Consider the following 21,572-nt stretch of genomic DNA (forward strand, 5'->3'; position numbering starts at 1 on the left):
ATCACCTTATTTACTGGCCACTTGTGCCTGCTTGATTTTCGCTACTCTTTCTTTGAGTTCTCTGACAATCCACTCATCATCTCGGCAGGTTTCAGGTTTATCGATAGCCTTCTTCATGAATATTGGAACACCATCCATACGGTAACTAGTACCGCCAACTTCTACACCTACAAATGAGCCAGGGAGTACTACGTCAGCTATTTCAGTAGATGGTCCCCAGTGAATATCGATTTGAATAACCGGAATTTCCGCCAAGTGTTTATTAGCTCCACTTGGGAAGTGGGCACCAGGGTCTGCAGCAATAACCATAAATACATCACATTCTTTTCTGGTTAAGAGATCAATGGTGTTAGTTTCTCCCATCATGTATCGTGGGTATCCTCGTGCAAAGTCCACACCGAATGGGAATCCCATTTCATAGGACATGAAGATGTTGAATCCATTTACATTGAAGTGGCCCCTCATAGGCATTAGTACCCATTTGGTAAACTTGTTCAGGTCCTGCACCATGTTAATTGCAATATCAATGTTTCTTTGTTTGGATAAAGTATGAGTCAATCCAAGACCGAAGAAAACAACACCAAACTGGGTGTTTTTCATTGCTTCCACTAATTCATAAACATCTTCTTTAGGAATACCCGAAATAACATCTTGTTTAAGTTCTTTTCCTTTTAGTACAGCTCGAATAGCGTTATAAAATTCGTAATCACCATTTTGTTCGAATCCTACCCAAATATCAGACATTTTTGCAGTATCTGAATATTTAGGATCCATAGTAACCACGGTTCTGTCGAATCTTCCTCTTTGTCGGAAGTATCCTCGAGGGAATGTGGAGTATCGAGCCATATGTCGAGGATGAGAGTTCATAGCGTTACTACCAGTATACACAATCATGTCTGCTCGGTTTTTAGCTTCCCCTAATGTCAATACAGGGTATCCTGCATTTTGTACAGCTTGTAGGGAAGGGCCGTGGCAGATGGTTGCTTGATTATCCAATACTGCGCCCACTTCCTCACCGAGTGCAATACCTTCTTTCATGGTTTCAATGGATGTCTCGGACCATCCATAAAATACTGGCCTTACAGCTCCAGCAATTAATTCTGCAGCTTTATTTAATGCAGTATCCCAGTCAACTTCTTCCAATTCACCATCTTCGCCTCTTATCATAGGGACCATTAATCTTTGATCCATGTCTTCCATGACTTTACTAGCACCTAATCTACAGGCGTGTCTTACTCCGACAATGTGATTATCTTTAACTAAGAATTCTAAATCGTCACAGTTACATCCGCAAAATGCGCAAGTACAGTTTTCTACGATGTGATCGTAGTCTGTTATGGGCTCTTCGTATGCCACTTTAATTCCTCCTAATTAAAGTTTTTTGTAGACTGGCATTTCACCTAATGATTCCAGCTTTTCAATGCCTTCATCATCATCATCATCTACATACTTTTTATAGACTGATCTCATTAAATCAGCCATTAATAAAACTTCTTTATCAGATCTTTCAACTGTACACATGATTCCTTTGTATGTAGGGTCACAGCAACAGTAAGTATCGGCACTAACCACTACATTGGCCCATGGACCTTTTGGTATGAAAATGGTTCCTTCATGAGGAGCATCTCTAGAGTGAACAGCAGATACTACAACTTCTCCCCAGTCAGAAGTTACTAAGACACTGTCCCAGTTGTTTACTCCTAACTTAGCCATGTCTTTAGGATCCATGTAAGCTACACCAGATACTTTCCGGTATTCATCCTTTAGGGTGGATCCTCTTTTCTTACAGGCTCCTTGGTAGATGTCAGAACCGGTGTTCAGCATCACATCTAACTTATCTCTTTTAGTTGCAGTAGGTTCATCGAATTTTACAACACGAGGAACGGCAGGTTTATCAACATAAGTCATATTTAACACCTCATTCCAGCCATATAGCATCTGTAGGACAGAATACTTGACAGGTACCACATTTGGTACATTTATCATCGCTGAAAAGTTTAATTACTCCGTTTTCAACCATCATGATTACTTCTTCAGTCTTAGGTCCGTGCCCACCTTCTACTTCAGGGCTAATGGATACATTTACTGGGCATGCTACAACGCATACGCCGCATCCTAGACAGTTATCTTGGTTTACTTTTAATTCCATCAATATCACCAAACTAATTTATAATGTCTTTAGTGATTCAATCTTGCTTTTCCATGATTTGGATTTAGTTGGAGTGTAGTCTATATCAGTTCTCTTAACTTCTATAGCATCAACTGGGCATACATTACCACAGGCACCACAGTAAATACAGAACTCTTCATCTTTAGCTACTTTACCCGTTCGCTCCCCCGGTGCAGAATCAGTAGGGAAGGATAGGACATCACATGGACAAATATCCACACATGCTCCGCAAGTTGTACATTTATCCTCGTCAATTGCGAGCTCTCCTTTGAAAGCTTTCTTGACTTTTGCAGCATCTACTGGACAAACTTCTTCACACCATCCACATCTTACACATAATTCATCATCAATGAATGCACTACCAGTGGTAACAGCATCTGCAGGATCAATATCATATTCCCCATAGGAACAAGATCTACATGCAGCCATTATGGCATTAGTAGGACATGCTTTTTTACAAATCAGACAGTAAACACATGCATCTTTGTCTACAACAATGTCATGGTTTTCTGGGTCCCTATTCACAGCTATTGCTTCCGCCGGACACATTTCTTCACATATACCACAATATACACATGTATCTTTGTCAATTTCTATTTCACCAGATACAAGTTTTGCTCGCTCAGGTAATTCTCTGGCCACAGTTATGGCTTCACGAGGACATGCCACTTCACATGCTTGACAGTATATACACGTGTCATCGTCGATTTCAGCAGAGGAAATATAATGTGGGTATACATCCATTTCTTTAATGGAAGTTCCATCAATAGTAAATTCCAAAGCATCTACAGGGCAACCAATACTACACATACCACATAAAACACACTTATCTTCATCAACGCATATTTTTGGTAATTCTGCATCGGTTCGCACAATGGCACCAATATCGCCCAGTTCAATAGCTTCTACAGGACAGGCCTGTTCACAGATCCCACATCCAATACAAATGTGGTCTTTGAAAGACAGTTTTCTCTCCTCTTCAGCAGATCTTTTTATATCAAAGTCTTTATCCAGGACTTCTTTCGTGTTTGCGATCATTATTTACCTCCAAAATTTCTATAGACTTAGTGGGGCACCTTTCCATACATATTAGGCATCCACAGCACCAATTGGAGTCTATTTGTGCCTTCAGATCATCCAAAATTACGGCTTTCATCAAACACAAATCTACACACATTCCACACCCTATACATGTCTCTTTGACTACTGCTTGATAATGAGTAGTCTGACATATATTAACAATAGTTCTGGTTTTTTCAGTGTCTTTGACCAAGGAATTAGTTAAAAGTAGAAAATCTCGTGGACATAGTTCAGTTATTACTTGAGCTATCTCTATAGAGTTCCAGGATAAGTTCCTACCGTTCAAATAGTGAGAAACAGTAGACCTATCCATTTCAAGCTCTTGTGCGATTTCTCGCTGACATAATCCTCTTTTTCTTAACTCAACAGCAGTCAAGTACTTTAATCCAGAAACGATATGTTTGGGCATTGCTTCACCATGTGTATTAATTACACTTACATTACTATTTAATAAATAGCTTGCTACACGATATCAAGACGAAAGTTTTATATATTAGTGTGTTTTTATCACACACATTTGGTGTGATTAAATCAGGTTTTTAGATATTTAAAAGCTATTATAACTGTAAAAATTGACTAAAATTTAATTTAAAATAAAAATACAGTATTATTTTAGAATACATGCCCCCACGCTACTTATTTAAAACGATTTTTTTACACTTTAGAAGTTGAAAATAGGGGTCTTCTGCAAGGCCAGAAATACAACAAAAAAAGGGCAGTTTATCTCACTAAAAAAATCGCAAATTATAGAAATATGTAGTAAGTACACTCAGCATTAATTTAAAAAAATCTAAAAATAATAAGCCCAATACTAAATAAATAATATCTATGTTTTTTGAATAAAAATAAAGCAAACAACTAGATGAAAGTGCAATAAAGAAATATTAAAGATCCCAATATCATAATAAGTCCATAAATGCAAAAAAATCAAAAAACCTCAGGACAAGACGAAACATTGAAATGGCCGAAGATGTTATTTTATGCCACTAAGTACAATGGTTATGTTTAACAAAAGATCATGGTGGTCCTGTGCGTCTTGTAGTACCCAAATTATATTTCAGCAAAAGTGTTAAATGGGTCACGGGTATTGTGAATTATGAGTGAAAATAAAATAGGTTTTTGGGAGTCCAATGACTATAATAATGAAATCCCTAGCTTGAAGAACATTACAGTTGCAGGAAAAGGATTAGTAATCAAAAATTAATAAAAAAAGAATTTAGTTTATAAAAAAATGATTTTATTCTTTTTCCACTTTTACAGCACATACCTTAAATTCAGGGGTGTGAGATAATGGATCCATTGCAGGGCTGGTTAAAATATTTGTAGGTTCACTGTCAAAATGGAAAGTCATAAAAACCACTCCTTCAGGTACTTGATCAGTGATTCTCACATTGGCTCGAATTTCTCCTCGTCTGGATGAAACCTTTACCAATTCCATATCATCAATATCTAATTTTTCAGCATCCTGAGGATTCATATCCACATTATCTTTACCATATAATTCTCGAAGCCCATCAGTTGCTCCAGTCATAGTACTAGTATGGTAGTGATAAATACTACGTCCTGTGCTTAGTATGAAAGGATATTCTTCATCTGCAGTCTCAGCAGGCGGCCGGTACTGTAATGGTTTGAACTTTGCTTTACCATTAGGAGTTGAAAAATCATCAACATGCATTACACGAGTCCCAGGGTCTTTTTCAGACCTGCATGGCCACTGCAATCCTTCTTCTTCCATACGTCCATATCTAATTCCGCTGAATAATGGTGAAAGGTCAGCCATCTCATTATTTACATCAAGTGCGGTTTTAAATTCAAAACCACTTTCTCCCATTTCTTGAGCAATTTTAGATGTTATCAACCAATCCGGCAATGATTCTCCCTTAGGATGTATGGATCTACGTATTCTCTGGAAACGACGTTCCTGATTAGTGTATGTACCGTCTTTTTCTGCATATGAACATCCAGGCAGCACCACATCTGCCATTTTACCGGTTTCAGTCATGAACATATCCTGGACAATTAAAAAATCCATTCTATCCAAAGATTTCTTTATGTTAGTAATATCCGGTTCACTGAGTGCTGGATTTTCTCCTAACACATAAAGAGCTTTTACCTGCTTTTTATCATATGCTCCAATCATAAACGGCATTTTTAAACCAGGTTCTTCTGATAATTTACTGTTCCAAGCTTTTTCAAATTTAACATGGTTTTCTTTTTCATGAACTTTCTGATAACCAGGATAGGTATCTGGCAGACAACCCATATCACATACACCTTGGACATTATTTTGTCCACGGAGGGGGTTAAGACCTGCAGAAGGTTTACCAATATTTCCAGTTATTAATGCCAGGTTACTTAGAGCAAATACATTATCTGTTCCATGTGAGTGTTCAGTGATTCCTAAAGAGTAAAATATGGCTGCAGGTTCACTTTCAGCATATAATTTAGCAGCTTGCATAATCAGTTCTTTTTCAACCCCAGTGATTTCTTCTACAGTTTGCAGATCAAAAGCATCTAATGATTGTTTAAATTCTTCAAAGTTTTCACATCGATTTTCAATGTATTCTGTGTCATGTAAGTTTTCTTCCAATATATATCGGGCCATTCCCATTACTAACGCTACATCAGATCCTGGATTGATTTTTAAGAATATATCTGCTTTTTTAGATAGTTCAATTTCACGAGGATCAGCTACAATCAGTTTGGAACCATTTTCAACTGCTTGCACCATACGCATACCTACCACAGGATAAGTATCAGTAGGGTTGGTTCCAATGATAAACATGCATTTACAATCAATTATCTGGTCTGTGGAATTAGTCATGGACCCGCTACCCAATGTTTCAGCTAAAGCCGCTACAGAGGGGGCATGACAAGACCGAGCACAGTTATCTACATTATTAGTACCCATAACTGCCCTTGTGAATTTTTGAAGGACGTAATTATCTTCATTAGTACATCTACCCGAGGCTATAGCACCAAATGAATCTCCTTTGTAATTAAAGAGATTATTTGCAATATATTTCAGTGCATCGCCCCATTCAACTTCTATAAAACCATCATACTGGCTTTCAGTACCATTTAAACCACTTTCTTTTTTCACTAGGGGTTTGGTTAATCTATCCCCACTATTTATAAAATTAAATCCATATCGACCCTTAACACATAAATTTCCTTTATTTACATGGTTGTCCTCATCAGCCCTTACCGATATCACTTGATCTCCACGAATACCTAGATATAATGTACATCCTACTCCACAATAAGGACAGGTAGTTTTTACTTCTCGGGCTGGTTTTTCTGATCTTTTTGGAAGAAGTGCTCCGACTGGGCATGCTTGTACACATTCCCCGCAGGATACACAACTGGAATCTTTAAGTTCACCATCTCCAAATGTAGATATCTTGGTTTCAAACCCTCTAAAGCTAAAATCTATTGCACTTGCCCCTACAACTTCACTACATATCCTTACACAGATTCCGCAAAGTATACACTTATTTAAGTTTCTTTTAAAGAATGGATTGGATTCATCATGAGGTATTTCTGTAGGAGAAGGACGGAGAGCACATATTTCCTCCTTTTCCATACCTAAAAATGAGGAAATTTCCTGCAGTTTACAGTCCCCATCTTGGGCACAAGTTAAACAATCAACTTCATGGTAATTGATTAATAGTTTAGCGGACCATTCCCTTGCTTTTTTTACTTGTTCAGTTTCTGTGAAAACCTTAAGATCCGGATGTATAATGGTTTCACAAGAAGTAATCAACCTTCCCTCTCCTGATTCCACCAAACACATCCTACAGGCCCCTCTGGAGTTTACTAGAGGATGGTAACAGAGGTTTGGAATGTATATATTATTTTCCAAAGCTGCTTGAAGCACAGTGCTACCTTCTCTGGCTTCCACTTCCAGCCCATCAATGCAAAAAGATACTTTACCCATCATATTGTTCCCTTATAGTTTTTAATTCCTTGATTAAGTTAGCTACTTTGTTTAAATATTTTTTAGTAGAATATCATTAATTAATGAGTTTAATTTATAAAATACGATTTTAAATTAGTTTAAATGAAAAGTTGTATTTTGCAAAATTTTAGTTATTAATATGAATATATATTATCTATATATAAAATTTCTAGTATAATTTATCCATTGATAATTCATTAATTTTATTCATTTTTCTCAGAAAGTGATAAACAACAATTCATACAACTTACTTCTGTGAAATAAACTAAAGTTTATCTTAAGGTGAAAATATGAAAATAATAGCCATAGTAGGTAGTAAAAATACTGGAAAAACCTCTTTAAGTATTCGGATTATTGAAGAGCTGGTTGACAGAGAATACAAAGTAGGATCTATTAAACACAGTCACCACCCCATGGAAGTAGATACAGCCGGAAAAGATACATGGAAACATGCACAGGCTGGTTCAGAAATGGTGGTGGGTTCTGGGGCAAACTCTTTTATGATTTTAGATGATGAAATGGACTTAGATAATCTTTTATTTATCATGAAATCCATTAAAAACCCGGACTATGTAGTAGTGGAAGGTTACAAACAGTACCCTTACGCCAATATCTCAACTTCTGATTTTAAGGACGATTACACCATAAAACAGGTGGATTCTTTTAATTTAACAGAGGACGATATTTGTAATCTGGTGGATTTAATTGAAGAACGAAGTTTTGGTATTCACCAGAATCTAGATTATAAAAAATATGGCTTTAAAAGTATAGGAGAAATGACTAGTGCCTTGACTCGAGGAGAAGCAGGCGAATCTCCACAGGAAGCAGATGAAATAGTACTCGGTGTGGATGGTAAAATAATACCTTTAAACGACTTTGTCCGGGCATTTCTAGAAAGTGGTGTTAAAGGCATGGTTGATTCTTTAAAAACTGAAGAATTCGGAGCTGAGAATTTAGACAATATACAGCTTTTGATTCAAAGTAAAAAGAAATAATTTTAATCTTTAATACTTTTTTTTATTTTAGCTTATTGACAAATCCCATTAATTTTTATAGTAAAAGATAGTGCAAATAAAAATACTAAAACTACTGTTATAAACACACAAAGTAAATATGTGTTTAACTGATTTTATATTAAAAACAATAATAACCTAACGTTTCTTAAAAATTTAGCTGTTGATCTAAAATGGAACTCGAAAATAAAATCAAAGACCCATTTAAAAGACCAGTAATTTCTCTCAGAATATCCATAACTGGCCGCTGCAATGTAAAATGCTTATACTGTCATCACGACGGTATTTTACCACAGGACTACGAAATGACTCCTGATGAGATTTTTCAAATAGCCAAAATAGCTCGAGATATTGGTATTGAAAAAATCAGGTTATCTGGTGGCGAACCACTAATAAGGCCAGATATTGTAGAAATCGTTGAGAAAATATCCACACTTGGTTTTAGAGACGTTTCCATAACTACCAACGGAACTCTTTTAGAACGATACGCCGATGAATTGGTTAAAGTAGGATTAAATAGAGTTAATGTGAGTCTGGATACCTTAAATCCAGAAACATATCAATTTATCACTAGCAAAGACTATTTGGAACATACTAAAAAAGGAATTCAGGCCGCGGCTAAAGCTGGAATGAACCCAGTTAAGGTAAACATGGTGGTCATGAAGGACCTTAATCATGATGAAATATGGGATATGTTCCAGTTTTGTAAAAAAAATGGTGCAGTACTACAACTTATAGAACTACTTAAAACTGAAAGTTGTCCAGATACTGAGTTCATTGACCAGTACCACTATGAAATGGATGATTTGGAAGAAGAACTTGCTGAAATATCCGATAAAGTTAAAACCAGAGCATTCATGCAAGATAGAAAGAAATATTTCGTGGATGATGGAGAAATAGAGATTGTAAAACCCATGGACAATACAGAGTTCTGTAAAAACTGTACCAGATTACGGATTACGCCAGATGGCAAAATAAAACCATGCTTACTTAGAAATGATAATTTAGTGGATATTATTGGAGCAATTCGTTCTGGTGAGACTCCAGAAGAGTTAAAAAGGATCTTTATTGATGCCATTGAGAATAGAGAGCCCTTTTATGACGGCTGTTGATAAATTTTAATATTTATTATATGGCTCAACTGAATTTAGGCAAATCACAACCTCTTTTTCTTGGGCCTATCCTCCCAGTAAATTCCCCCCACCCCCAAACTTATTATGAATACTAAAATTATCTGGCTTAAGAAAAATGGACTGTATAATCCATATACTGCATACCAATAGTTATAGAAGATTATTAAACAAAGAGCAAATATCCCACTTATCATGAGAAAATAAAATATTTTATTGAAATTTTCTCTGAAGCTGAATATTTGGTAAATCAAGAACAGTAAAAATACTGTGCCCATGAATACTTTAAAAGGGTCATAAGATAGGATAGAATCATAGAAACTAATTGCGGATGTAGTCACAAATAACAAAACAAATATGATTTTCCACAGACTAATTTTATTCATAATTGACTCCCACCATATTAATATTCCATTTCATAGATAATAATTTTTTCATTATATTTCCGATTAAGAGTTTTTCTAAAAGTAAATTATATTCTCCCCTCATATTTCAATTCCATGAATTTAATCTTATAAAATGTTCCTTTTCCATCTAAACGTTCAATTGTAGCATCTAATTGATCAATTAAAGAATAAACTAAGCTTAACCCCAGATTAGTGTGGTTTATTTCTAAATCCATAGAAAACCCAACCCCATTATCACCTATCAATAGAACATATTCTTCATTTTCGTTGTGCATTTCAACTGTTATTTTTCCCTTTCTTCCAAATGGAAAAGCGTGTTTTAATGAGTTTGAAACCAGTTCATTTATTATTAAGCCGCAAGGGACAGATGTTTCAATATTCAGGTTTATTTCGTCAATATCTAACTCCAGATTAACCCGGTATAAATTTTGAGAATAAGTATACATCAAATGATTAATTAAAGTTTTTAAGTAATCAGAAAAATTTATATAATTTAAATCATCTGATTGGTAGAGTTTTTCATATATCATAGCCATGGATTTAACCCTATTCTGGCTTTCAAAAAATAATTCAGCATCCTTTTTATCAACTACATTTCGAGACTGTAAATTCAAAAGGCTTATAATTATCTGTAAATTATTATTTACCCTATGATGAATCTCTTTAAGCAAGGCCTCTTTTTCATTTAAAGACTTTTTAACAAATTCTTCAGAATTTTTACGTTCAGTGATATCCCTACTACTATAAATAAATCCTTTAAGATTATTATTTTCAAAAAAAGGTTTTCCAACTGATTCCATCCAAATATACTTTTCCCGAGCATTTTTGGCCCGATATTGTAATTTCATATCAACCAACGACTCCAGCGATTCTTTAACAAGGTCACGCATTCTCTGTTCGTCATCAGGATGAATGAAAATATAAATTGATTTTCCAACCATATATTCAGGGAGGTAGCCTAAAACATGAGCAGAAGAAGGACTTACATACTTCAAAATTCCTTTATTATCTAATTCTGTTATTAAATCCACAGTATTTGATGTAATAAAACTTAACTGTTCTTTTTTTTCAGATATTAATTCTTTATTCATTTTTAGAACTTTTTGAGCATTTTTTATCTCATTTAAATAAATTATTTGCCTCAAAATTACTAAAGATACTACCACACCCACACCCCAGATCAAAGCCGGGCTTGGTGTAGTGATAATTAATAGACTGTAAGTAAAAAGCACCAATATTAACGGTAAATATGAAAACAAGTAATTTTGAAGTGTTTTTTCCTTGTAAGAGTATATTAAACTTAGATCCGTGTCAATATTATTTAGGTAACCGGCGATTGCCCCTATTATTAAAAACGAATTTGCAGTATAAAACATTGTAAATAACCAGTTATAAGCTAAAACTGGATTAACTGCATTATACGCATATATCATATCCCCCAATATCTGAAGGAACATTCCCAGGGAAAACAAGGCCACTGAGAAATCACGTATTTTCCTGTTCTCATTAAATGCTAACAGTAATACTGCCAGTAGCACTACCAGGTCTAAGAAGAGATAAGATATGGATAATAAGTCAGATATTGTGTTTGGTTGGCTGGGCCCCACGGTGGGCCATATCAAATAAAACCATACTATAAAGAATATAGATACCATCACAATTACAACATCTAAAAAATCTTTATATTTGATTTTAAATGGTTTGTTCATTAAAAGAAATAATCCTATCAGTAATAATGGATAAGCAGCCATATATATCATGTCAGAAATATTGAATAACGAAAATGAATTAAAACTATCTAAAACAAAATAAAAAAGACTGGCGAATGAATATAAAAACATAGCCAGAAATAATACTATCCATGCCCTAAATGCTCCATTTTTAGCCATGTATGAGCATGCTGCGGTGTAAATTAGCAAACCTGCTGCAAAAAAACTAACTATTGGAGTTAGGAGATCCATATAAGTTGAAAATAAGTAGGTATTCCATAAGGAAATAGGGATAATGAAGAGAACAATTAAAGCCCCAATTAATATCAATACCATTGATCTGAATTTAATTAAAGATGATGAATCTTTCATTCTTAACCTCAAAGCACATACCTCGCCAATATTAACAATATTTTATGTTTTTTAATTTATTAACTTTATTATGGATATTATAATTAATTATACTCCCATTAACTAACATGTTTTTTTAAAAGTTTAGAGTTTTATGACGCGTTAATTAAATAAACGTTTAAGCATTAAATTTCAAAAAATAGATCATATCCCATTCTTATAAATTAATAGCTGCATCCATTGGTCTTCAAATTTTAATTTACCACATATGGCCTCGCGCAAATGGTTAGTATCATCATCATATCTGGAAAAAGAATAACAATTAACAAGGGGATAATCAAAAACATATCCCATTTTTCTTTTTTTCAAAAACTGTTTTATCTCCGAGCTTATAATTTCATTTTAAATACAGTTACAAATTTATAAAACAAAAATTTTATTTTTAATTTTGTTTACAGAATAATTTAAAGAGGAATATGCCCTAGAATTATAATTCAAAAGTTAGTTAAGTTATTAAGAACTATAAAAAAATAAATAAAGTTAAAGTTTGAAATAAATTCTGAGATTATAAATAATCCCCGATGATTATGAAAAACATCTCCAAATACATTCCCATAACACAATGGGCTAAATCTTACAATAAAGAGTGGTTAAGGTCAGATATCATAGCCGGAATCACTGTAGGAGCTTTTACCATACCAGAGGTTATGGCTTATGTTTCTCTTGCCAATGTACCTCCAGAAATAGGTTTGTATGCTGCCATGGTGGCATTATTAGTTTACATGATTTTTGGTTCATCCCGACAACTATCCATTGGTCCCACATCCACCATATCCATATTAGTAGGGTCCACGCTGGGTTCTTTGGCCATACCCAATGCCAGCCAGTACATGATGATGGTTTCACTTATTGCTGTGGCCACCGGGTTGTTGGGTTTGATTTCCTGGACTCTGCGTTTGGGTTTTATTGTTAAATTCATTTCCAAAACAGTTTTAACTGGTTTTTTAGCAGGTATAGCTTTATTAATTGCTGCAGGTCAACTTCCAAAACTATTTGGAATAACAGGAGGATCCGGAACTTTTTTTGAACGAATTTATTATCTTATTCTGCATCTGGATCAAACAAACATTTATACTCTGATTATTGGGATATCTGGCATTATTTTACTATATATCGGCCATAAAAAGTACCCAAAACTACCACATACTCTTTTTTTAGTTATTGGCTCAATAATAGTTCTTACAATTACCAATTTATCTGCATTTGGCGTTGAAGTGGTTGGCACCATACCTCAGGGTTTGCCGGCGCCTATTATACCCGACCCCAACTTAATAGATTTAAATATACTGATAACACTGGCGGTCACTGTATTCTTAGTCAGTTACATTGAAGGTTACTTATTTGCCGCAGAATATGCCGCTAAATACCAATATAAACTCAATAGCAATCAAGAACTACTGGCTTTCGGGGCCTCTAATTTAATGGTGGGTATTTTCCAAGGCTTGCCTATCGGTGGAACATTATCTCGTACTGCTGTCAATGATGATAACGGCGCTAAAACCCAATTATCTGGAGGAGTATCTGCCTTAATAATTATTTTAGTGCTTTTATTTTTTACGGGAGTTTTTTACAACTTGCCCGAAGTTATACTGGCATCTATTGTGCTTTATGTTATTAAAGGGCTGGTTGATATCCCTCATTTTCGTTCTATCTATAGATTCAGTAAGATAGAATTTATCATTGCATTAGTGACACTTTTTTCAGTCCTTTTTCTAGGAGCTCTGGAAGGAATTGTCATAGGAGTAATACTGTCAGTTGTGGGATTGCTTAAAAATATGTACAACCCCCACATAGCCATATTAGGGCGCATACCCGGGACTAACCGATTTTTAGATATTCAACGTCATCTTGAAGGAGAAATATTTTCCCATACGCTTATTGTTAGAATAGATGGCTCCCAAATATTCCTAAATACAGAAAATATTAAAGATACTCTTATTGACCTGGTAGATCATAAATACAAAGATACTAAATTATTTATTCTGGATTTTGAATCTTCAGCTTTCATTGATTATTCGGGAATTGAGATGCTAGAAGAACTTTATGGCGAACTTAAAATGCGAGGCATTAAACTTAAAGCAGCCAATATGTATGGTCCTTTAAGGGATTCAATTCGAAAAAGCAGTCTTGAGAAAAAAATAGTAGAAAATGAAGTTTCTTTAAGTATTGAAGAATATCTTAAAAATTGGGATGAATATAACCAGCAGAAAAAAAATTAATCCCCAAAATTAATCATTTCTTTTGGCTGGAAATTAGTAGCCATTGTCCAGAAATAAGCCTGTCCTTTAGGTATTTTAAAAATAATCAGCCCAGGACTGTCAAAAGTCATTCCAAATTCTTTAAGAAACGGTCTATCTTCCAAGACTTTTTTCTTTAACGATATATCATCCACAAATTCTACTTCACCTGCAACCCGCATCATGGTCCCTGTATGTTCATCAGGTTGCCAGAAGCATGCTTCTACTTTTGGATTAGCTTGCATCTGCCCATACATATCTTTGATATCCCCTATTTGAAAGTAAAACCCTGTTTCATCTGCAAACCAGAAACCTAAAGCTCTAACTCGTGGTTGATCCCCATCTACAGTGGCCAGATAACATACTGGAGTTTCATTGGCAAATTTTATACAATCTTCAAATTCCATAATATCACCAGAATATTATTTCTATAAACAAGTTTATGTTTTTATGTAATTATTTCTTAAAGATAATTTCATGATCATTAATATGATCCACATCATCAAATTTAGCGAGAATTCCTGCTCCCGCCTCTGCTTCAGGGTCATAGTACTCAACAGTGAAAGCCATGTACTTTTTATGAATTTTACTGATTTTTCCTTTTAATGCGCGGCCATCATCGCCCCATTTAAATATAACCTCTTTTTCTTCCAGTTGAAGAAGTTGAGTTAAAATTTCCATTTTATCACCTGAGTTATTTAAAAATTTGAATAGTGTTTAGTTTATATCAATATTTCATTATCAATTTAATTCTAACAACTAAACATAAATAGAATATAGATTAAAAGGATAGTGATTATGTTAATAGGGAGGATTTTTTTGAGTAGATTTAACTTGGTGGCTATTGTTATTGGGATTATGATTAGTCTTATCTTGACTATTATTCTTAAATTAATTATAGGAGATTCTGCTTTATGGATTTTGCCAGTTTTAGCCGGATTAATTTCTGTATTTTTAGCAAATGAAACTGAAATTTTTGGGGTAGTACTCATAGGAATAATATCTGGATTAATTTCCGCCATATGGGTGGGTCCTGTTTTCATAATATTAGCCCCTGTTGGAGGATGTATTGCCGCCCTAGTGAATGGTTATTTAAGGCCAGAGCCAACACAAAATCTTGGGAAAAAAAATAGTTCCTCCCACTCAAGAGTCAGTCACATTGAAGACTGGTTCACCCACCCTCAAACTAACAAATTAATACCCATCATAATAACTATTGTCCTCGCAATTGTATTGGTATGGGGATTAGGTATTCCTGCAGAAGACAATACCGATAAAACTGCAGATAATATAACAAATAATACTTCTTCCATATCACAGGACCAGATATTAAAAGGTAATGTAAAAAAAGGAGTAGAATCATATTTCAAAAATTTTAACTCACTATTTAACCAGAGCGGAGTCACAAGTGGATATATAATTGACACTATTACTATTGTGAATTTGACCAAGGTTTCAGATAACCAAGTAGAGGTTACTGTGAATTTAATCAGAATATCTGATAATGGAGAAAAATTCAATTCTACATGGAGCGGACCATTTTATTCTTTTAATGGAGTATGGGTTGACAATGGTGATTTCGTTCAAATAAAATCCACTAATCAAACTAATTAAAAGGGTGAAGAAATGCAAAAAGAAAGTTCATGGATAATTTTAGGGATTTTATTTATAGCCCTTGGTCTGGGCGGTCAATTAAACACGGTCCTTCTAACCGCAGGGCTTATTTTTTTAATTAGTGGTTTATTCATGTATAAAAAATATGAAAATAGGAACGCATATAGTATAATAATTTCTAGTGTTTTAATTTTAATGAGCTTTTTAACCTATTTACAGCTTTCAGACCCAAATTATACGCAAAATATAATATTTAATGCAGTTTTTTTCGTTTTAATGGCGATTGTAGGAATTTACGTAATATATAAATTCCCGAAAAATTGGACATTATAAAGCATTAACCACTTCAACCGCATTCTTTTTCTTTTTACATAAATCCATGCATGTACCACATTTAATACACTTGTCCAAATCAATTTCATGCACTTCATCTTTAGATCCGCTAACAGCACCCACAGGGCACGATTTAAGACATACCATACACCCATCACATAACTGGGGATCAATGGCAAACTGAATAAATTCTTTACATTCTTTGGCAGGGCATATCCTATTTTTAATATGAGACTCATATTCATTCATGAAAAAACGGGTGGTGGTCAGAACAGGATTCGGTGAGGACTGTCCCAGAGCACAAAGAGAACCCTGTTTTATTCCCTGAGCCAAATTAGGTAATATTTCCAGGTCTTCTTCTGTGCCTTTTCCTTCAGTTATGTCTGTTAAAACATCGAGCATTTGCTTGGTTCCCAACCTGCAGGGAACACATTTTCCACAGGATTCTCTCTGTATGAATTCTAAAAAGTATCTGGCTACTTCCACCATACATGTCTTTTCATCCATAACCACCAGGCCACCAGAGCCCATCATAGCCCCTACACCAATAAGTGAACTATAATCAATAGGGGTGTCTATATGGTGCAATGGGACACAACCTCCAGAGGGGCCACCAATTTGTACTGCCTTGAAATTCCCATCATCCACAATACCCCCACCAATATCGAATATTACTTCTTTTAAAGTGGTTCCCAGCGGTACTTCTATAAGTCCTGTGTTTTTGACTTGGCCCACCAATGAGAAAGTCTTGGTTCCTTTACTCTCTTTAGTCCCCACGTCAGAATATGTTTCAGCACCTTTTTGAAGGATCAAAGCCGCACTGGCCATGGTTTCCACATTATTTATAACTGTGGGTTTGCCAAAAAGTCCTTCTGTAGTTGGAAACGGAGGCCTGGTGCGTGGAGTTCCTCTTTCACCTTCAATTGAAGCCATAAGTGCTGTTTCTTCCCCACATACAAATGCCCCAGCCCCCTCTTTTATGATAATTTCTAGGTTGAATCCAGACCCCTGAATATTTTCGCCTAATAATCCATTTTCTTCCATCTGAGCTATTGCTATTTCTAGCCTTTCTAATGCAAGAGGATATTCGGCTCTGCAGTAGATATATGCCTTTTCAGCATGGATAGTTTTAGCTGCAATTAGTATTCCTTCAAGAACAGAGTGAGGATCACTCTCTAGAAGCGAACGATTCATGAACGCCCCCGGATCCCCTTCATCAGCATTACAAATCAGATAATTTGTTTCTTGGTTGGAATCTATGCAGAACTGCCATTTCATCCAAGTAGGGAATCCTGCTCCGCCTCGACCACGAACACCCGCTTTTTTCATTTCACTGATTATTTCAGCAGAATTCATCGCTAAAGCCCTCATGAAACCAGAATATCCTCCTTTAGCCAGGTAATGGCCAATATTAGTAGGATCAATCAGCCCACAGTTCCGGAGTATTCTTCGCTCCTGCAGTTTCATGGATTTTTCTTCAAAAAGAGAGTTAATTCCATCTATTCTTCCTTCACCATAAGTCCCTAAAGCATATTCCTGCAGAGGTTCACCTTTGATGATATGCGAATTAACAATTTGCCGGGCCACCTTTTTGGTGACATTGCCATAGAATACCGCGGGTTGGTCTGGTTTTAAAACAGTTATTATGGGTTCTACATAGCATAATCCAATGCATCCCACATCAACAATATCGCAGTCATATTCTGCCTTTTCCAGTTCCTCTTTAATGATTTTTTGAGCAATTTGCGCCCCAGCTGAGTTTCCACATGTTGCAGATCCTATTAATACAGCATTTTTGTTAGAAAACAGATCATTATAATCCTTTTTTTCTTTAAGGACTATTTCTTCAAGTTTCATGAAATTCCCCTGTATTGATTTAAATGTTATTTATGTTGTTCCGAGATTTAGAATGGTTATATCATCTGAATAATTTTTTAAGGCTTCTCAGAGATAGTTTAGATTTTATTTCATCATTAACCATAGCCGCAGGAGCTAGTGCACAGCACCCTAAGCAACCCACTGATTCTAAAGAGTATTCACCATCAGGAGTTGTTTCACCTTCTTTTATACTCAAGTGGCGTTCAACTCCCTCAATTACATGTTGAGCCCCAGTCACATGGCATGCTGTTCCAGTACATACTGCTATGTGTTTTTTTCCTTTAGGCGTGAATCTAAATTGAGTGTAAAATGTAGCTACCCCATATATTTCACTTTGAGGTACTTTAGTAAAATTAGAAATTTCTTCCATATGTTCCTCGCCAATATACCCATATTTTGATTGAACATCCTGTAGTAATGGAATTAAATCCGATTTATCACCGGCATACCTGGATAAAATTTTATTTAATTCTTGCATATTATTTCCCCGTAATTTCCATTAATATAAACCATTAAATCGAGATAGTGTATCTATATTACAATTATATTGATAAAATTTATATTAAACACTTTAATCATTAAAAATAGAATTGGAAACCTATTAAGTCCCTAAGTATTGATTTTTAATAAAATTTATTATTGTCTTCCAGTATATAATATTAATGCCTAGAACTTCAATAAATATTATAAATATAGCGAGGGAATAAAATGTCTGAAGAATTGCCAAAACATTATGTAAGTATAAGGGATAGATATCAAGAATACAGTGATTTATTAGGAGAATTAGGAAAAACTGTACGTCAAAGTGGGCCAATAGATCACAAAAACGCTCATCTTATCCAATTATCAGCTTCTGCAGCTATTCGATCTGAAGGAGCTGTTCACAGCCATACTAAAAGAGCCTTGGAAGCTGGAGCTAGTCCGGAAGAAGTTTATCAAGCCATATTATTAGTAACCAGCATTATAGGTTTTCCGAATGTAGCTGCAGCTATTTCTTGGGCGGATGATATTATATTAGAAGATTAAATATATTACTTAATTTTATTCCATTTTATTGATAAGTTTATGAATATTACTAAGGTGCCGTAATGTCCAAAATGTATGAAAAATTCCCTGCGGTTAAAATCCAGTCCAGCTCTGAAAAAGTAATGGAAAAGATTGTAAAAGATGAGCAGATTGAATTAATAGCTAATGAAACATTAACTCGAAAATTTTCTATTAGTCCAGACTCTTTAAAAGAATTTGGAATCGGTTATCTCCTAGGAGAAGGACTGATTAGGTCTTTAAAAAATATTAAAGATATTAACATAAGTAATTCCACCATAAATCTAACTGTAGACATGGAAGATTTTGATATCATTACAGAGTTGGTTGTGGGATCAGATTGTTTTGGAGGTTGGAGACAGAAAATAGAATATATTGATGGAATTAAATCTGATTTTACCCTCGATAAAGAAACTTTACTTCACTCTTTCCATGATTTAAAAAAAAATGCAAGTACATGGCATGAAACCGGTGGAACGCATGTAGCAGGGCTGATTTACAAAAAAAAATTCATATTCAAAGAAGATGTTAGTCGGCACGTTGCAGTTGACAAAGTGATTGGTGCAGGGCTACTGGAAGAAGTTGATTTTAAAAATAGTTACATTGTTTATAGTGGGCGGATGCCTGCAGACATGCTTATAAAAATTGCTCGTGTGGGAATTCCTATTTTAGCGTCTAATGCCGCCCCCACCACTTCAGGATATGCGGTAGCCGAAGAAGCTGGAGTTACTATGGTGGGTTTTGTACGTGGAGATCGTTTTAATATTTACACCCACCCTGATAGAATTATCTATTAAAAAACTTTATAGGCTGAATTATTCAAGCACATTGTGCTTTAATTTCATATCATCCTCTGTCTTTTTCATTTTAGCCATAAGTTGGGCTATGAAACCATCTAAAAATATTAGGCTGGTGACCTCAAATAAAGTACCTAAAGGCGCTAAAGATTGGTGTTTACCATTCATCTGCCTTATGTCATAATCCTGTTCACTGTCTATTTTGGTTCTTCCTTTTACTTCTACTACCAAATCAGCCATCTCAGCTAAACTGGAATCAGTATAAGAAGTAACTGCTATAATTTTTGCACCTCTTTTTTCAGTTATTTTCGCGGTGCTAATGACGCTACTGGTCTCTCCAGACCCTGAAATTGCTAAAAGGCAGTCATTTTCATATATAGCTGGAGTAATGGTCTCCCCTACTACATAAACCCCCACACCTAAATGCATTAAACGCATGGCAAATGCCTTTGCCACCAGCCCAGATCGACCTAAACCCAGAACAAAAACATTGTCCGAAGCCATTATCATATCCATCATTTTGTTTATGGTTTCTTCTTCTAATCCCTGAGATAAATCTTCAATATTTCCAATTATTTCACTAATAGCATCATTTATAATCATATATTACACCGTTCCCATTAACGAACATGAATAGAGATACAGGTTAGACTATACTCATTCCCTTATCAATTACAAATATTATTTATAAAAACTAACTTTTATATTAATTGTAGAGTAATATTAATATATAAATAATTCCCCAATTAGTAAAAAGTTCTTAAACTATGATATTTTAAGAAAAAAAGACATTTTAGCATTATTTAGAATAAAAATTATTAAAATTTAATTCATTATTCCATAAATTGGTGTTTATATGGACTATAAACCTCTCTTAGGCATGGTTATTGAAAACCAGTATTTCAATTACAAGTTTTTTCAAACATTGAAATCCATATCACAAACATGGTCACAGCGCAAAGCCGCTGCAAAGTTAGGAATATCCCACGCAGTTTTAAATAGGCGGATTATTCATGCCGAAGAGAAACTTGGTTTTAGATTAGTTCAAAGAAGCGGTGCTGGCTCAGAGCTCACTGAAAAAAGTATTAAAATCCTTGAAAGGTATGATCTTTACCAAAATAGGTTAGAAGACCGTGAAAATCTTACAATAAGTGGAGGGCATATTTCTTCAGGATTAGTTGAAGCATTAGCCGATGAATATGGGCTTAAAGCCGCAATCTATGGGAGTGATGATGCTAGTTCATTTTATCTGGCTCAGAAAGACTTTTTAGATTTGCTTGTTTTAGATGATCCCCTTATTGCATTTCAAAGAGACCTCGATTTCACACCCATTGCCTTTGATCACCTGGTGCTAATTTCAAGTAGTGAAGAAGATATTGGAAGTTTGGATGAGTTAATAGATTCAAAATTTGTTTCAGTGGCGGGTTCTTCCCAAAGATTGGCCTGGAGAACACTTCAAAGTAAAGAAATTCCTTTTAATATTATAAGAGAAGTTAAATCACCATATGAAGCATTTAAAATTGTGAAAAACAATCAAGGGTTGTATACTTTTTTAAATGCCAGTTTCTTTACAGGTAGTGATATTCTAAAAGAAGAAACTCAACACGCCATAAGTTTGGTTCGTTTTGGGGAATTCAATCCAGTTATTGAAGAATTTATTCAGTTCATATTTGGGCCGGGACAAAAGATAGTTAAAAAACAGGGTTTTAAACCTCTCTAATCAATTATTCTTTTTATACTTCCATACAATTAATCCAATTATTACTAAAATTATAATTAAGACTATCA

At 34.8% G+C, this 21,572-nt stretch carries 23 protein-coding genes; 9 read left to right on the top strand and 14 right to left on the bottom strand.

Going from position 1 to position 21,572, the window contains the following annotated elements; translation table 11 throughout:
- Positions 1-6: 6 nt before the first annotated feature.
- Genes MXE27_RS08395 through MXE27_RS08415 form a run of 5 tightly spaced genes read right to left on the bottom strand, consistent with a single transcriptional unit; the run spans position 7 to position 3,659 of the window.
- Positions 7-1,356 (bottom strand): formylmethanofuran dehydrogenase subunit B, encoded by a 1,350-nt coding sequence (locus MXE27_RS08395; protein ID WP_248611976.1) that lies wholly within the window; start codon positions 1,354-1,356, stop codon positions 7-9.
- A 15-nt stretch (positions 1,357-1,371) separates the two neighbouring features.
- Complete coding sequence (locus MXE27_RS08400; protein ID WP_248611977.1) at positions 1,372-1,908, bottom strand: molybdopterin dinucleotide binding domain-containing protein; 537 nt, start codon at positions 1,906-1,908, stop codon at positions 1,372-1,374.
- Positions 1,909-1,918: 10 nt separating this feature from the next.
- A complete protein-coding gene (locus tag MXE27_RS08405) occupies positions 1,919-2,149 on the bottom strand; it encodes a 4Fe-4S binding protein (RefSeq protein WP_248611978.1) in 231 nt (76 codons plus the stop codon).
- Between the two features lie 18 nt (positions 2,150-2,167).
- Positions 2,168-3,208 carry a tungsten-dependent formylmethanofuran dehydrogenase subunit FwdF gene (gene fwdF, locus MXE27_RS08410; protein WP_248611979.1) on the bottom strand — a complete coding sequence of 347 codons (1,041 nt, stop codon included), beginning with the start codon at positions 3,206-3,208 and terminating at the stop codon, positions 2,168-2,170.
- Entirely contained in the window at positions 3,177-3,659 is a 483-nt protein-coding gene (locus tag MXE27_RS08415; protein ID WP_248611980.1) for a 4Fe-4S dicluster domain-containing protein, read from the bottom strand. Before MXE27_RS08415 ends, fwdF begins: the two co-directional genes overlap by 32 nt.
- Before the next feature lie 620 nt (positions 3,660-4,279).
- Between MXE27_RS08415 and MXE27_RS08420 the strand changes: the two genes are divergently transcribed.
- Positions 4,280-4,354 carry a hypothetical protein gene (locus MXE27_RS08420; protein ID WP_248612017.1) on the top strand — a complete coding sequence of 25 codons (75 nt, stop codon included), beginning with the start codon at positions 4,280-4,282 and terminating at the stop codon, positions 4,352-4,354.
- A gap of 133 nt (positions 4,355-4,487) precedes the next feature.
- Here MXE27_RS08420 and fdhF read toward each other — a convergent pair whose 3' ends face one another.
- Entirely contained in the window at positions 4,488-7,190 is a 2,703-nt protein-coding gene (gene fdhF / locus MXE27_RS08425) for a formate dehydrogenase subunit alpha (RefSeq protein ID WP_248611981.1), read from the bottom strand.
- Positions 7,191-7,501: 311 nt separating this feature from the next.
- Here fdhF and mobB point away from each other — a divergent pair, with 311 nt between their 5' ends.
- Positions 7,502-8,206, top strand: a complete 705-nt coding sequence (gene mobB, locus MXE27_RS08430) for a molybdopterin-guanine dinucleotide biosynthesis protein B (protein ID WP_248611982.1) — start codon at positions 7,502-7,504, stop codon at positions 8,204-8,206.
- A 191-nt stretch (positions 8,207-8,397) separates the two neighbouring features.
- Complete coding sequence (moaA, locus tag MXE27_RS08435) at positions 8,398-9,336, top strand: GTP 3',8-cyclase MoaA (RefSeq protein WP_248611983.1); 939 nt, start codon at positions 8,398-8,400, stop codon at positions 9,334-9,336.
- Positions 9,337-9,380: 44 nt separating this feature from the next.
- Here moaA and MXE27_RS08440 read toward each other — a convergent pair whose 3' ends face one another.
- The 3 genes from MXE27_RS08440 to MXE27_RS08450 form a co-directional block, all read right to left on the bottom strand.
- Positions 9,381-9,740 carry a hypothetical protein gene (locus tag MXE27_RS08440; protein ID WP_248611984.1) on the bottom strand — a complete coding sequence of 120 codons (360 nt, stop codon included), beginning with the start codon at positions 9,738-9,740 and terminating at the stop codon, positions 9,381-9,383.
- An 86-nt stretch (positions 9,741-9,826) separates the two neighbouring features.
- Positions 9,827-11,842: a sensor histidine kinase gene (locus MXE27_RS08445; RefSeq protein WP_248611985.1), complete on the bottom strand. Its 2,016-nt coding sequence runs from the start codon at positions 11,840-11,842 to the stop codon at positions 9,827-9,829.
- A 183-nt stretch (positions 11,843-12,025) separates the two neighbouring features.
- A complete protein-coding gene (locus tag MXE27_RS08450; protein ID WP_248611986.1) occupies positions 12,026-12,190 on the bottom strand; it encodes a hypothetical protein in 165 nt (54 codons plus the stop codon).
- Between the two features lie 218 nt (positions 12,191-12,408).
- Between MXE27_RS08450 and MXE27_RS08455 the strand changes: the two genes are divergently transcribed.
- Positions 12,409-14,100 carry a SulP family inorganic anion transporter gene (locus tag MXE27_RS08455; protein ID WP_248611987.1) on the top strand — a complete coding sequence of 564 codons (1,692 nt, stop codon included), beginning with the start codon at positions 12,409-12,411 and terminating at the stop codon, positions 14,098-14,100.
- On the opposite strand, the gene MXE27_RS08460 is transcribed toward MXE27_RS08455, so the two are convergent.
- A complete protein-coding gene (locus tag MXE27_RS08460; RefSeq protein WP_248611988.1) occupies positions 14,097-14,525 on the bottom strand; it encodes a pyridoxamine 5'-phosphate oxidase family protein in 429 nt (142 codons plus the stop codon). The genes MXE27_RS08455 and MXE27_RS08460 overlap by 4 nt on opposite strands.
- A gap of 49 nt (positions 14,526-14,574) precedes the next feature.
- The gene (locus MXE27_RS08465; protein ID WP_248611989.1) at positions 14,575-14,799 is read right to left on the bottom strand and encodes a hypothetical protein; all 225 of its coding nucleotides are present in this window, start codon (positions 14,797-14,799) and stop codon (positions 14,575-14,577) included.
- A gap of 138 nt (positions 14,800-14,937) precedes the next feature.
- Here MXE27_RS08465 and MXE27_RS08470 point away from each other — a divergent pair, with 138 nt between their 5' ends.
- Both MXE27_RS08470 and MXE27_RS08475 read left to right on the top strand, forming a co-directional pair.
- Positions 14,938-15,732, top strand: a complete 795-nt coding sequence (locus MXE27_RS08470; RefSeq protein WP_248611990.1) for a hypothetical protein — start codon at positions 14,938-14,940, stop codon at positions 15,730-15,732.
- A gap of 12 nt (positions 15,733-15,744) precedes the next feature.
- The gene (locus MXE27_RS08475) at positions 15,745-16,065 is read left to right on the top strand and encodes a hypothetical protein (protein ID WP_248611991.1); all 321 of its coding nucleotides are present in this window, start codon (positions 15,745-15,747) and stop codon (positions 16,063-16,065) included.
- On the opposite strand, the gene MXE27_RS08480 is transcribed toward MXE27_RS08475, so the two are convergent.
- Positions 16,060-17,922: an NADH-ubiquinone oxidoreductase-F iron-sulfur binding region domain-containing protein gene (locus tag MXE27_RS08480; protein WP_248611992.1), complete on the bottom strand. Its 1,863-nt coding sequence runs from the start codon at positions 17,920-17,922 to the stop codon at positions 16,060-16,062. The two genes, MXE27_RS08475 and MXE27_RS08480, sit on opposite strands and share 6 nt — an antisense overlap.
- 61 nt (positions 17,923-17,983) lie before the next feature.
- Entirely contained in the window at positions 17,984-18,421 is a 438-nt protein-coding gene (nuoE, locus tag MXE27_RS08485; RefSeq protein ID WP_248611993.1) for an NADH-quinone oxidoreductase subunit NuoE, read from the bottom strand.
- A 230-nt stretch (positions 18,422-18,651) separates the two neighbouring features.
- Between nuoE and MXE27_RS08490 the strand changes: the two genes are divergently transcribed.
- A complete protein-coding gene (locus MXE27_RS08490; protein ID WP_248611994.1) occupies positions 18,652-18,969 on the top strand; it encodes a carboxymuconolactone decarboxylase family protein in 318 nt (105 codons plus the stop codon).
- 62 nt (positions 18,970-19,031) lie between these two features.
- Positions 19,032-19,784, top strand: coding sequence for a formate dehydrogenase accessory sulfurtransferase FdhD (gene fdhD, locus MXE27_RS08495; RefSeq protein WP_248611995.1), 753 nt, complete (start codon positions 19,032-19,034; stop codon positions 19,782-19,784).
- Positions 19,785-19,802: 18 nt separating this feature from the next.
- On the opposite strand, the gene hxlB is transcribed toward fdhD, so the two are convergent.
- Complete coding sequence (gene hxlB, locus MXE27_RS08500; protein ID WP_248611996.1) at positions 19,803-20,387, bottom strand: 6-phospho-3-hexuloisomerase; 585 nt, start codon at positions 20,385-20,387, stop codon at positions 19,803-19,805.
- 253 nt (positions 20,388-20,640) lie between these two features.
- Here hxlB and MXE27_RS08505 point away from each other — a divergent pair, with 253 nt between their 5' ends.
- Entirely contained in the window at positions 20,641-21,504 is an 864-nt protein-coding gene (locus MXE27_RS08505; protein ID WP_248611997.1) for a helix-turn-helix domain-containing protein, read from the top strand.
- Positions 21,505-21,572: the final 68 nt, after the last annotated feature.

This window comes from Methanobacterium alcaliphilum, from assembly GCF_023227715.1.
GTDB classification, from domain to species: Archaea; Methanobacteriota; Methanobacteria; order Methanobacteriales; family Methanobacteriaceae; genus Methanobacterium_E; species Methanobacterium_E alcaliphilum.

Coding starts and splice junctions, on each gene's coding strand:
- MXE27_RS08505 (WP_248611997.1), top strand. CDS start 20,641: ATGGACTATAAACCTCTCTTAGGCATGGTTATTGAAAACCAGTATTTC.
- fdhF (WP_248611981.1), bottom strand. CDS start 7,190: ATGGGTAAAGTATCTTTTTGCATTGATGGGCTGGAAGTGGAAGCCAGA.
- mobB (WP_248611982.1), top strand. CDS start 7,502: ATGAAAATAATAGCCATAGTAGGTAGTAAAAATACTGGAAAAACCTCT.
- fdhD (WP_248611995.1), top strand. CDS start 19,032: ATGTCCAAAATGTATGAAAAATTCCCTGCGGTTAAAATCCAGTCCAGC.
- fwdF (WP_248611979.1), bottom strand. CDS start 3,208: ATGATCGCAAACACGAAAGAAGTCCTGGATAAAGACTTTGATATAAAA.
- MXE27_RS08490 (WP_248611994.1), top strand. CDS start 18,652: ATGTCTGAAGAATTGCCAAAACATTATGTAAGTATAAGGGATAGATAT.
- hxlB (WP_248611996.1), bottom strand. CDS start 20,387: ATGATTATAAATGATGCTATTAGTGAAATAATTGGAAATATTGAAGAT.
- MXE27_RS08440 (WP_248611984.1), bottom strand. CDS start 9,740: ATGAATAAAATTAGTCTGTGGAAAATCATATTTGTTTTGTTATTTGTG.
- MXE27_RS08445 (WP_248611985.1), bottom strand. CDS start 11,842: ATGAAAGATTCATCATCTTTAATTAAATTCAGATCAATGGTATTGATA.
- moaA (WP_248611983.1), top strand. CDS start 8,398: ATGGAACTCGAAAATAAAATCAAAGACCCATTTAAAAGACCAGTAATT.
- nuoE (WP_248611993.1), bottom strand. CDS start 18,421: ATGCAAGAATTAAATAAAATTTTATCCAGGTATGCCGGTGATAAATCG.
- MXE27_RS08415 (WP_248611980.1), bottom strand. CDS start 3,659: ATGCCCAAACATATCGTTTCTGGATTAAAGTACTTGACTGCTGTTGAG.
- MXE27_RS08465 (WP_248611989.1), bottom strand. CDS start 14,799: ATGGAAATTTTAACTCAACTTCTTCAACTGGAAGAAAAAGAGGTTATA.
- MXE27_RS08475 (WP_248611991.1), top strand. CDS start 15,745: ATGCAAAAAGAAAGTTCATGGATAATTTTAGGGATTTTATTTATAGCC.
- MXE27_RS08400 (WP_248611977.1), bottom strand. CDS start 1,908: ATGACTTATGTTGATAAACCTGCCGTTCCTCGTGTTGTAAAATTCGAT.
- MXE27_RS08455 (WP_248611987.1), top strand. CDS start 12,409: ATGAAAAACATCTCCAAATACATTCCCATAACACAATGGGCTAAATCT.
- MXE27_RS08460 (WP_248611988.1), bottom strand. CDS start 14,525: ATGGAATTTGAAGATTGTATAAAATTTGCCAATGAAACTCCAGTATGT.
- MXE27_RS08405 (WP_248611978.1), bottom strand. CDS start 2,149: ATGGAATTAAAAGTAAACCAAGATAACTGTCTAGGATGCGGCGTATGC.
- MXE27_RS08480 (WP_248611992.1), bottom strand. CDS start 17,922: ATGAAACTTGAAGAAATAGTCCTTAAAGAAAAAAAGGATTATAATGAT.